This window comes from Pseudomonas sp. TWI929 (assembly GCF_039673335.1).
Classification (GTDB): domain Bacteria; phylum Pseudomonadota; class Gammaproteobacteria; order Pseudomonadales; family Pseudomonadaceae; genus Aquipseudomonas.
The window spans coordinates 16,828-27,926 of record NZ_JBDJLK010000072.1 but is presented as its reverse complement, the minus strand read 5'-3'; the positions used below and the strand labels follow the sequence as shown (position 1 = coordinate 27,926).

Below are 11,099 nucleotides of genomic sequence, written 5' to 3'. Positions count from 1 at the left end.
TTCCCCCGCCCCCCCCCGGCCTGGGGGTGGGGGCACCCCCCCCCCCCCGGGGCCCGGGGCGCGGCCCCAGGGCATGAGATCAGTTACGGTCCAGCCACACCGTCTGGGCATTGGTGAACTCACGCACCCCAAAGTGCGACAGCTCACGGCCGAAGCCGCTCTTCTTCACCCCACCAAACGCCACACGGGGGTCGGAAGCGCAGTAGCCGTTGATGAACACGCCACCGGTGTCCAGTGCCGTCGTCATACGCTCGGCCAGTGCATAGTCGGCGGTGTAGATGGTCGCGGCCAGGCCGAACTCGCTGTCGTTGGCCAGCTCCACCGCATGTTCGGCATCACGGGCGGTAATGATCGCCGCCACCGGCCCAAACAGCTCCTGCTTGAACGCGGTCATGTCCGGGGTAACGTTGGCGAACACGGTCGGTGCGTAGAAATTGGCCACGCCTTCGACCTTGTTACCGCCCAGCAGCAAGGTGGCGCCTTCGGCGAGGGTCGCCTGCACCTGGCCATCCAGCTCATCACGCAGGTCGTAACGCGCCATCGGGCCGATGTAGGTGTCGTCCTCCAGCGGGTTGCCAACCTTCAGTTCACGAGTAGCTTCGACGAACTTGCGGGTGAACTCTTCGACAATGCTTGCTTCCACGATCAGGCGCTTGGCAGCCGCGCAGACCTGGCCGGTGTTCTGGTAACGGCCAATCACGGCAGCCTTCACTGCGGCATCCAGGTCGGCGTCGGCCAGCACGATGAACGGGTCGGAACCGCCCAGTTCCAGCACGCACTTCTTCAGCGCGGCGCCGGCTTGTGCACCAATCGCCATGCCGGCACGCACGCTACCGGTCAGGGTCACGGCGGCGATGCGTGGGTCGTTGATGGCGCGGGTGACGCCGTCGGGGGTCACGTTCAGCACTTCGAACACGCCTTGTGGCAACCCGGCATCCTTGAACAGCTCGCCCAGCAGGTAAGCGCTGCCCATCACGTTTGGTGCGTGCTTGAGCACGTAGGTGTTACCCGCGAGGATCGCCGGCACCGCGCCACGCAGTACCTGCCAGACCGGGAAGTTCCACGGCATCACCGCCAGGATCGGGCCCAGCGGGCGGTATTCGATGCGGGCTTTTTCAACCTGGGTCGGTTCGGCTGCGAGCATGGCCGGGCCATGTTCGGCATACCAGCGGCACAGGCCGACGCACTTGTTGACTTCGCCACGGGCCTGGGCGATCGGCTTGCCGATTTCGCGGCTGATCATTTGCGCGAAGGCTTCAGCCTTGGCTTCGAGCGTGCTGGCCAGGGCCAGCAGGTACTCGCTGCGCTGACCCAGCGACACCTGGCGCCACTGGCTGTAGCCAACCTTGGCACGTTGCAGCGCCGCTTCCAGTGCGGCGTCGGTGTCGAACGGGTAGGCGCCGATCTGCTCGCCGCTATACGGGTCGAGGGAGATGGCGTGGGTCAGGCTGCTGATCGCGCTCATGGCGGGACACTCTCGTTGTTGTTAATCAGTGACGCCAGACTAGTGGGCTATGGCTTTAATGAAAACTGAATAATAATGAGCGAAACATTCACGTTTGGAGAAAGGCAGTGGACCTGGTGCAACTAGAGATCTTCAAGGCCGTGGCAGAGCAGGGCAGCATCAGTGCCGCCGCGCAGCATATCCATCGGGTGCCGTCGAACCTGACCACGCGCATCAAGCAACTGGAAGAAGACCTGGGCGTGGAGCTGTTCATTCGTGAAAAGAGCCGCCTGCGCCTGTCGCCTGCGGGCTGGAACTTCCTTGAATACACCCGGCGCATCCTCGACCTGGTGCATGAGGCGCGCTTGACCGTGGCCGGTGAAGACCCACAAGGCACTTTCGCCCTGGGTTCGCTGGAAAGCACGGCAGCGGTGCGCATCCCGGCCTTGCTGGCGGCGTACAACCAGCGCTACCCCAAGGTTGACCTGGACCTGTCCACCGGCCCTTCAGGGACCATGCTCGAAGGGGTGCTGTCTGGCCGCCTGGTAGCGGCCTTCGTCGACGGGCCGGTGCTGCACCCGACGTTGGAGGGCATGCCGGTGTTCGAGGAAGAGATGATGGTCATTGCCCCGCTCAACCATGCACCGGTGTCCCGCGCCCAGGATGTCAACGGCGAAAGCATCTACGCCTTCCGCGCCAACTGTTCGTACCGCCACCACTTCGAAAACTGGTTCGTGCAGGACCAGGCGGTGCCGGGCAAGATCCATGAAATGGAGTCGTACCACGGCATGCTGGCCTGCGTCAGCGCCGGTGCCGGCCTGGCCATGATGCCGCGCAGCATGCTCGATAACATGCCGGGGTGCAGCACCGTCAGCGCCTGGCCAATGTCGGAGGACTTCCGCTACCTGAAAACCTGGCTGGTATGGCGGCGGGGCACGGTATCGCGCAGTTTGAGCATGTTCGTGAAACTACTTGAGGAAGCGCGTGCAACTTGATGTTAAAGCTGAAGAAAATTTCCACTAAAGCGAATTTCATGCAATGACCATGCATCAGCACGAACACCACTGCGCCAGGAGGATCAGATAATAGGTAAGCCATCCTCGAATGGAGGGTCGAACCATGCGTAACCATCACTATGCTCTCGGCGCGGCACTGTTGATCACCTTGGCCATGCCATGGACCCTGGCGGCCGCCGCCGACCTCAATGCCCCCATCAACATGCAGGCTGTGCAGCTGCAACCGCAGGAACAGAACGGCGTGCGCTACGTGCAAGGCGGTATCGGCCAGGATGAAGCCAATGCCCTGCGCAAGACCCCGGGCTACGACCTGCACGTCGAGCTCTCGACTGGCCCAGGCGGCGAATTCGAGAGCGGCGCCAACGTCGACATCCTCAATGCCCAGGGCAAACCGGTACTCAGCGTCCCCGATGCCGGGCCGCTGCTTTATGTGCAACTGCCACCGGGCCAGTACAAAGTCACGGGTAACGCCCAAGGTGAAACGCGGCAGCAAATGGTGACCGTGAACGGCAAGACACCTGCCACCGTGAACCTGAACTGGCGTTGATGATGAAAAGGCAGGCGGGAGTACAGATGTGCTCTCGCCTGAAAGGAGCGCATCGCCATGAGCCTGGACCTTCAGCTGGAGATGTTGGACGAGCGGGGCTATGTGTTGCTCCCCGGTGTGCTCGAACCCCTGCGTATCGCCTTGTTGCGCTGCGCCATCGATGACCTGCAGCCAATCCACTGGGACTACCAGGGGCTGCTGGAGCACTACAAATGCGTGTTCAACCGCAACCCGTTATGGTTGCCCTTTCTCGACCTGCCACCCCTGATCGCGCTGGCTGAAGCGGCACTGGGCGCCGACTGCCATGTGATCGGGCAAACTGCCTGGCGCAGCCACCCCGGTTACCCCGGCGCGGCCCTGCACCTCGACCACCTGCCCATGCAATTGCCCGACTGGCTCAGCGAGCGGGGCGACTTCACCCAGCCCATGCAGATCCTCACGGCACAGCTGTACCTCAGTGATATCGACCACAACATCGGGCCGACCTGGATCGTGCCTGGCAGCCACCGCGCCGCGCGCCCCCCAAAAGCCGGGGAAGACCGGTGGCAAGGCCGTGAAGCCCACCCGGTGCTGTGCAACGCGGGTGACGCCCTGGTGTTTCGCAGCGATATCTGGCACAGCGGCGGGGCCAACTGCAGTCAGTCACGCGAGCGTGACATGCTGCAAGTGCACTATGGCCGGCGCATGGTTGCGCAAAAGTTTTCGCCGTACTTGAACTGGCAATTCAACCCGCAGGTACTGGAGGAAGCCACGGCCCGGCAAAGGCGCTTGCTTGGCGAGCACGAAGAAGCGGAATACGACTGATCCTGGCACAGGAATCTAGCCAATAGTGGTAATTGACTTTCAACTTTCTGATTAACTAGACAATAATCAAAAAAGTATTACTTCGTATGACCGGTTGGGATGCACCGGTCGGCGCATAAAATCGAGGGGCCCAAGCCCCCGCTTGTCGTCTAGACCATCAGGAGAGTCGTTGATGAAAACCCGTCTAGCTGCTTCGCTGGCCGCTGCAGTGCTGGCCTTTGCCGGGGCGAATCTGGCCCAGGCCGCGCAGGTGTCCGGCGCCGTTGGCGCCACTGGCCAAGGTGACATGACTTACCGTATTGGCATGTCGTTCGACTGGGACAAGAAATGGCTGGAAAGCAGCACAGGCTATGTGACCGGTTACTGGGATGCGGCCTACACCTACTGGGAAGGCGGAGACGCCAGTGGTGCGCACTCGCTGTCATTCAGCCCGGTGTTCACTTATGAGTTCAGCGGTTTTACCTACACCCCGTACATCGAGGCCGGCATTGGCCTGGCAGCGTTTTCCAAGACCGACGTGGGCGACCATCGCCTGGGCTCGGCGGTCAACTTCGAAGACCGCATCGGCTTTGGCCTGAAGTTGCCGGGGGAGCAGAAGGTGGGGATCCGAGCGATGCATTACTCCAATGCCGGGATCAAGCAGCCTAACGACGGGATTGAGTCGTACTCGCTGTTCTACAGCAAAGGCTTCTGAGATTTTTGGGGCCGCTGCGCGGCCCATTCCCGGCAATTCAGAAGGTATAGGAAATCCCGGCCTGTACGGTCCGCGGAGCACCCGGGTAGACGTAGCTGTTGAACGCGCCCTCGTCATACCCCTTGTTGAACACGTTCTTCACGTCCAGGTTCAACCGCACGTGCTCGTTGACCTTGTAGAAGCTCAACAGGTCAACCACGCTGTAGAGCTCCATGGTGTAGGTGGTTGCCGCCGTCTGCCCGGCCCGATCATCCACATACTTCACGCCAACCCCCAGCCCAAGCCCCTTGGCCAAGCCATCCTGGAACTCGTAGGTGTTCAGCAGGCTGAAGCTGTTGCGCGGGATGTTGGCCAGGCGTGTGCCGGTGGGGATGCTGTTGTCCTTGGTCACCTCGGCATCGACATAGGCATAGCCACCAATTACCCGCCACTCTGGGGTCAGGTTGCCCGCGATGTTGATGTCCAGGCCCCGGCTGCGTACCTCGCCAGCCGCTACCTTGAAGGTACCTGTAGGGTCGTTCGGGTCGTTGGTCAGCACGTTTTCCTTGACGATATGGTAGATCGCCGCGTCGATGCTCAGCTGACGATCAAGCGCCTCCCATTTCACACCCAGCTCGTAGGACTTGCCTTTCTCCGGGTCAAAGCCACCGCCGCCGCTGGCAGGCGTGCCGGTGTTGGGCTTGAACGAACGCGCGGTGTTGGCATAGACCGCCACGGTGTCGGTGAGGTCGTAGATCAGGCCAAGGCGCGGGGTGACGCCGTTTTCGCCCTTGCTGAAGTCGCGGTTGGTTGGCAGCTTGTCGTCGTATTCATGCTCGAAGCGCTCGAAGCGCACACCCGCCAGCACCTTCAGGCGCTCGGTCAGGGCCACCTGGTCCTGGATGAATGCAGCCCACGTCTTCAGGTTTTCCTTGTCATGGGTGGTGGTGCGGGTCAGGGCAGGTCGCGGTTGGCCCAGTACCGGCTCGAAAATATCGATCGGGTAGGCGCCGTTACCACCGGCCGAACGGCGGATGATCGAGTTGTAGTCGTAGTCTTCGTACTCGATGCCAGTCAGCAGGGTATGGGCGAAACCGCCAGTGTCGAAGTGGCCGGTGAGGTTGAGCTGGTAGTCACGATCGGTCCACTCCAGCTTGCGGTAGTTGAAGTTGCGCCCCAGGGTGCGACCGTCGGCCTGCAGGCCATTGGCTTCCACGGCGTTGCCCTTTAGCGAGCCGTCGAGCCACTGCATGCCGCCGCCCAATGTCCAGTTGTCGTTAAGAAAGTGTTCGAAACGCAACTGGGCCATGTTGTTGTCGTTGTGCAGCAGGTTGTCGCTGCCTTTTTCCCATATGTTGGTGTCACGCGAGGCTGTGCCGAGCTGCCCAGGCAGACGGGTCAGGCCGCGGTCCAGTGGGTGGTTGTTACGCATGAAGTCGCCCTCGAAGACGACCTTCGTGCTGTCGTTGACCTGCCAGCTGACCACCGGCGCCACGTCATAGCGCTCGCTTTCCACGTCATCGCGGAAGCTGTCGCCGCCTTCGCCAAGCACGTTCAGGCGGTAGGCCAGCGAGCCATCCTGGTTCAGCGGCCCGGTGGCGTCGAGGGTGGCGCGGTGCATGCCCTGGTCATCGAACTGGCTGCCCAGGGTGACCTTCGACTCTGGCAGCGGCTGCTTGCTGACCACGTTGAAAGTACCCCCAGGGTCGCCGCGGCCGTACAGGCTGCTGGCCGGGCCACGGATAACCTCCAGGCGTTCGACGGTGTTGGCGTCCGGGGCGTTGGGGTAGCCACGGTTGATCGGGAAACCGTTGCGGTAGAACTCGCCGGTGGTAAAGCCCCGCACGGTGAAGGTGGTCAGGCCCTGGCCACCAAAATTGTTGGCGCGGCCGACGCCGCCGGCGTAGTCCAGGCCGTCCTGCAGGCGTGTGGCGCCGGTGTCTTCCAGTACATCCTTGGGTACCACGCTGACCGATTGCGGCGTTTCGTGCAGTGCGGCGTCGGTGCGGGTGGCACTGGCCGAGCGGGTGGCCTTGTAGCCAACTACCGGGCCATCGGCGCGTTCGCTGTCAGCGCTGCTGGTGATGTTCAGGGCCTGGAGCTCTATCTGAGCGGGGTCGCTGAGCGGTTCAGGCTCGGCAAAGGCCAGCGGGGAGACAGCATGAAGCACACAAAGCGAAACGAACGTGCGACGCATCGACGGTACGATCCTGGAGTAGGGCGCTGAGGGTAGGGTGGGCAAGCGCCGCGAAACTACTACGAATCATTATCAAATGCATTCTTTTTAAGTGGAACTGGTGTACCAGATACCAAGCAGGTTTATCGGTGCCGACCCCTTCGCGGGTTTACCCGCGAAGGAGCCAGACCATGCAGCCCACAACTCAACGCACAGCCTTGATCGCCAGCACATTGCACAGCGGATGCTCCAGCACATGCGCCGTGGTCCCGCCCAGGAACGTCTGCATGGCGTCATGCCGGTGGCTACCCATCACGATTACATCGGCCCGGCTATGCCCAACGAACTGGGCAATCGCCCTGATCGCTGCCCCTTCCATGAAGTGCCTGCGCTCCAGCGGGATCTGGTGGTGGTCGCCCAGCCGGTTGAACGCCGCCCGCTGCGCAGTCCGCACGCTGCCATCGAAACCCGGCATGGTCACCGTGCCAGCGCCGAAGTCGGCGATATGGGTCTTGGCCGCGTCGCACACATGCAGTAGGTGCAGTTCGGCGTTGCACTGCAGGGCCAGGGCATGGGCGCAGTGGATCACTTGCTCATCCAGGTGCTCGCCAGCGCCATGGCTGTTCAGGTCCACCGCGGCGGCGATCTGCCGGGGCAAGGGCAGGCGGATGTCACTGACCAAATGTACGGCGACCGGGCTGTCCTTGAGCAACTGCCAGTCCAGTGGCGTCACCAGCAGGCGCTTGAGCACCGGTTCGTGCTGCACGTCCTTGATCAGCAGGTCACAGCCCAGCCGTTCGACCCGCTCCAGCACGCTGCCCAGTGGGTCGCGGGTCAGCAGCAGTTCGGTGGACACGTCCAGGCCGGCATTGCCCAGCTGTTCGGCTTCGTCCGCCAGCCATTGGCGGTTGTCGCTGAGCAGCCGCTCACGTTCGCGGCCATCGCTCATCAAGCCAAAAGTATCGACATCGTCGACGAACACGTTGATATCCAGCAAGGCACCGCAGGACTCAGCCAGCGCCGCAGCGCGTTGCAGCGCCGGCGTGTGGCGCATCTGCGGGCCGAGCATGACGAACAGACGCTTGAACTGGCTCATCTCACACCTCCACGTGTGGCAGCCCCCCGGTGAACTGGTCTTGTTCAGTCTAGACCGCGCTGGGCTGCATGAGCACCTGACAGAGGCTGGCGCGGCACGGCGTGTCGGGTATGATGCGGGCCCCATCATTTTCACGAGGCCCGCCCCATGTCCCTGAGTGCTGAACAGATCGGCGAATTCCGCGCCTTCGCCGAGCAGCTGGCCGATGCTGCCGCTGGGGCGATCAAGCCATATTTCCGTGCCAGCCTGGATGTCGAGGACAAGGGCGGGCGCTTGTACGACCCGGTGACCGTGGCCGACAAGGCGGCCGAGGACGCCATGCGTGAGCTGATCCAGGCCCGCTACCCCGAGCACGGCATTCTCGGCGAAGAAGCCGGCGTGGCCGTTGGCAGCAGCCCGCTGACCTGGGTGCTCGACCCGATTGACGGCACCCGCGCCTTCATCACCGGCCTGCCGCTGTGGGGCACGCTGATTGCGCTGAACGACGGCACGCGCCCGGTAGTCGGGGTGATGAACCAGCCGTTCACCGGCGAGCGCTTTGTCGGCACCCCGGCAGGCGCCTGGCGCAGTGGTACGCCGTTGCAGACCCGTTCCTGTGCTGACCTGGCTGCGGCCACGCTGATGTGCACCACGCCAGACATGTTCGACACCGCCGAGCGCAAGGCGGCGTTCGAGGCAGTTGCCGGCAAGGCGCGGCTGATGCGCTACGGTGGTGATTGCTATGCCTACTGCATGCTTGCCTCGGGCTTTGTTGACGTGATCGTCGAGGCCAGCCTGCAGCCGTATGACGTGCAGGCACTGATGCCGATCATCGAAGGCGCGGGGGGTGTGATCACCGCCTGGGATGGCAGCAGTGCGCAGAATGGCGGGTGTGTAGTGGCCTGCGGTGACCCGGTGTTGCATGCGCAGGTGGTGGAGATGTTGCGCCACGCCATGTGACCTTGAATGGCTTGGGCCGGCCTCTTCGCGGGCTTGCCCGCACACAGGGGCTGCACAGGTTTCAGAGTTTGTGGAGATCCTGTGGGAGCGGGTTCACCCGCGAAGAGGCCCGCACAGGTATCCAGAATCCCCAACCACCGCACTTTTTCCGATTTCCGGGCTCTATGCTTGGCCAGGCCGCACTGACCCCCAGTGCAGCCGCCGAATATCGACCCGGTGCCGATGGTTGCAAACTACCCAAATTTTCTCTCCCGCCTGCTACTGGCAGGCGCCCTCACATGCCTGTGCGCCTGCACCCAGGAGCAAGGCCGCGACATGCTCGACCAGTTCGGCAACGGCAAACCCAGCGAGTTGTTCCAGACCAGCGTCGACCGCCTGGCCACGCTGTCGATGCGTGACAACCTGCAAAGCCTGTACCTGCTGATGAACAAGCTGTACCTGCGCAACCCCAACCAGTGGAAGATGTCCGGCTATGTGGATGCCGCCACTGCCGAGCGGCAGATCCGCATCGCCATCGAACAGCGCCAGCCGTTACCGCAACTGGGTAGCCGCCGTGACCTGGCGGCGTTGAGCTACGCCCTGAGCCCGGAGTTTCGCGGCGACCGGGTCGGCGCGTTCATCTATGCCATCGGCAGCATGCTGATTACCGCGCACGGCGGGCGTACCGAGTTCTACATGACCGATACCATCGACCCGCTGTTCATCAACAACGCCGCGCGCAATATCGAAAAAGCTACCTGGATGTTGAGCCAGCGGCAGGATGCCAATGGCGTGTTGCTGCTGTTTTCCAACGAGATTTCGGAAGAGGGCAGCAACCTGAGTTTTGCCGTGGAGTTCGGCAAGATCGTGGCGCGGCTGGATTTGCTGGCCGAGCTACTGGATGAGCGCTATCGGCGGATTGGTTTGAATTATGCGCAAAGCTTGTTGTTGATGAACTTCCTGCCGGTGCAGTGAATCGCGCGTATCCGGGAGTTTTGGGTTACCTGTACGGGCCCTTTCGCGGGTAACCCCGCTCCCCCCGCATCACCACATTTATGGAAAACTGTGCCGTACCTGTGGGAGCGGGTTTACCCGCGAAGAGGCCCGCACAGGAACGCGCAAATCAGTGACTACGCAACGACTCCAGCAACGGCTGAAACTCAACCAGCAACCAGTCGCGCAAGCGCCGGCAACTGGACTCATGCTCCTTGTCTTCATTGAAGGCCAGGAAGTGGAACGTGTCTTTAAGCACCAGTTCCTGCGCCACAGGCCGCACCAGCAAGCCTTGCGCCACCAACGGCGCCACCAGGTGGTGCCAGCCCAGCGCCACCCCCTGGTTGCCCAGTGCCAGTTGCACCAGCAGGTTGTAGTCATTGGCATTGAAGAAGTGCGGCGCGCTGCTGGCGCGGCTTTTCAGGTCGACGTCATGGAACGCCAGCCATACGTTCCAGTCGACGTGCTCGGCCACCTGCGAGCGACCATAGGGGCTGAGGTTGAGCAGTGAACCGTCGCGCAGCCCCTCAAGCGTGCTCACTTCGGGGTGTTCGGCGAGGTAATGCGGGGTGCACACCGGGTAGATCACGTCATGGTTGAGCGGGTGGCAGCTGTAGCCCGCCTGGATCTTGCCCAGCTTGGTGATGTAGATGTCCGGCCGAACCCCAGGCTCCATCGACAGGAAGTTCTGCGTGGTCACCAGGTTGATGTCGATGTCTGGGTTTTCGTCAAAGAACCTGGGCATGCGCGGGCCCATCCACAACGCCGCAAAGGCCGGCGAACAGCACAGGGTGACCACATGCTTGGTATTGGTGTTGCTGCGGATGCGTTCGGCCGCCTGGGAAATGTTGACGAACGACAACTGCACCGCATCGAAGAAGATCGAGCCGGCCACGGTCAGCTCCACCGCACGCCCCACCCGGGTGAACAACTCGGCGCCCAGGTAGGTCTCCAGTTCACGGATCTGCCGGCTGACGGCGGCCTGGGTCACGCACAACGCCTCGGCGGCACGGGTGAAGTTCTGGTACTTGGCGGCGGCGACGAAGACTTTCACCGCACGCAGCGAGGGCATCTTGATCAGCGTCTGATCGGGTTCGGAGTGTCTGACCATGGGGCGGGGCGAGGTCCTTCGTCTAGCCAATCGGGTCACTCTAGCCTGTTCCAGGCCTGGCGGTAAATGTACAGGGGCTCTGGCACCGGCATTGCGGCGCGATTGATAACTTCAGGTAATGGTTTGCGCCATACAAATGTCGTTGGACCCGCTCTGGATCAGGGCCTAACGTTAAACCTACGGCGCGACATTCGAGACATCAATGTCGAACAACTATTTGAAGCAGGACATTCTGCGTGCCGGTTTTGACTCACGTTCGATTTTGAACGGACTGCCAAGCGTACTCGCACTGATCTCTACCCGCCTTATTGAAAGTGCGAT

Annotated in this window: 10 protein-coding genes; 6 read left to right on the top strand and 4 right to left on the bottom strand. The window is 62.2% G+C overall.

What is annotated here, in order from left to right:
• Positions 1–79 precede the first annotated feature (79 nt).
• Positions 80–1,465: an aldehyde dehydrogenase family protein gene (locus tag ABE456_RS22480; RefSeq protein WP_346645895.1), complete on the bottom strand. Its 1,386-nt coding sequence runs from the start codon at positions 1,463–1,465 to the stop codon at positions 80–82.
• 107 nt (positions 1,466–1,572) lie between these two features.
• On the opposite strand from ABE456_RS22480, the gene ABE456_RS22475 reads away from it, so the two are divergent.
• From ABE456_RS22475 to ABE456_RS22460, 4 genes are all read left to right on the top strand, one after another.
• A complete protein-coding gene (locus tag ABE456_RS22475) occupies positions 1,573–2,439 on the top strand; it encodes a LysR family transcriptional regulator (protein ID WP_346645894.1) in 867 nt (288 codons plus the stop codon).
• A gap of 124 nt (positions 2,440–2,563) precedes the next feature.
• Positions 2,564–3,007 (top strand): carboxypeptidase regulatory-like domain-containing protein, encoded by a 444-nt coding sequence (locus ABE456_RS22470; protein ID WP_346645893.1) that lies wholly within the window; start codon positions 2,564–2,566, stop codon positions 3,005–3,007.
• Between the two features lie 57 nt (positions 3,008–3,064).
• Positions 3,065–3,811, top strand: a complete 747-nt coding sequence (locus ABE456_RS22465) for a phytanoyl-CoA dioxygenase family protein (protein ID WP_346645892.1) — start codon at positions 3,065–3,067, stop codon at positions 3,809–3,811.
• A 172-nt stretch (positions 3,812–3,983) separates the two neighbouring features.
• A complete protein-coding gene (locus ABE456_RS22460) occupies positions 3,984–4,505 on the top strand; it encodes an acyloxyacyl hydrolase (protein ID WP_346645891.1) in 522 nt (173 codons plus the stop codon).
• Positions 4,506–4,542: 37 nt separating this feature from the next.
• Here the strand turns inward: ABE456_RS22460 and ABE456_RS22455 are convergent, their stop codons facing one another.
• Entirely contained in the window at positions 4,543–6,681 is a 2,139-nt protein-coding gene (locus tag ABE456_RS22455) for a TonB-dependent siderophore receptor (protein WP_346645890.1), read from the bottom strand.
• A gap of 184 nt (positions 6,682–6,865) precedes the next feature.
• Positions 6,866–7,756 (bottom strand): universal stress protein, encoded by an 891-nt coding sequence (locus tag ABE456_RS22450; RefSeq protein ID WP_346645889.1) that lies wholly within the window; start codon positions 7,754–7,756, stop codon positions 6,866–6,868.
• A gap of 147 nt (positions 7,757–7,903) precedes the next feature.
• Between ABE456_RS22450 and hisN the strand changes: the two genes are divergently transcribed.
• Together hisN and ABE456_RS22440 are read left to right on the top strand one after the other, a co-directional pair.
• Entirely contained in the window at positions 7,904–8,695 is a 792-nt protein-coding gene (hisN, locus tag ABE456_RS22445; RefSeq protein ID WP_346645888.1) for a histidinol-phosphatase, read from the top strand.
• Positions 8,696–8,917: 222 nt separating this feature from the next.
• Positions 8,918–9,649: a hypothetical protein gene (locus ABE456_RS22440; RefSeq protein ID WP_346645896.1), complete on the top strand. Its 732-nt coding sequence runs from the start codon at positions 8,918–8,920 to the stop codon at positions 9,647–9,649.
• 148 nt (positions 9,650–9,797) lie between these two features.
• Here the strand turns inward: ABE456_RS22440 and ABE456_RS22435 are convergent, their stop codons facing one another.
• Entirely contained in the window at positions 9,798–10,778 is a 981-nt protein-coding gene (locus ABE456_RS22435; RefSeq protein ID WP_346645887.1) for a LysR family transcriptional regulator, read from the bottom strand.
• Positions 10,779–11,099 lie beyond the last annotated feature (321 nt).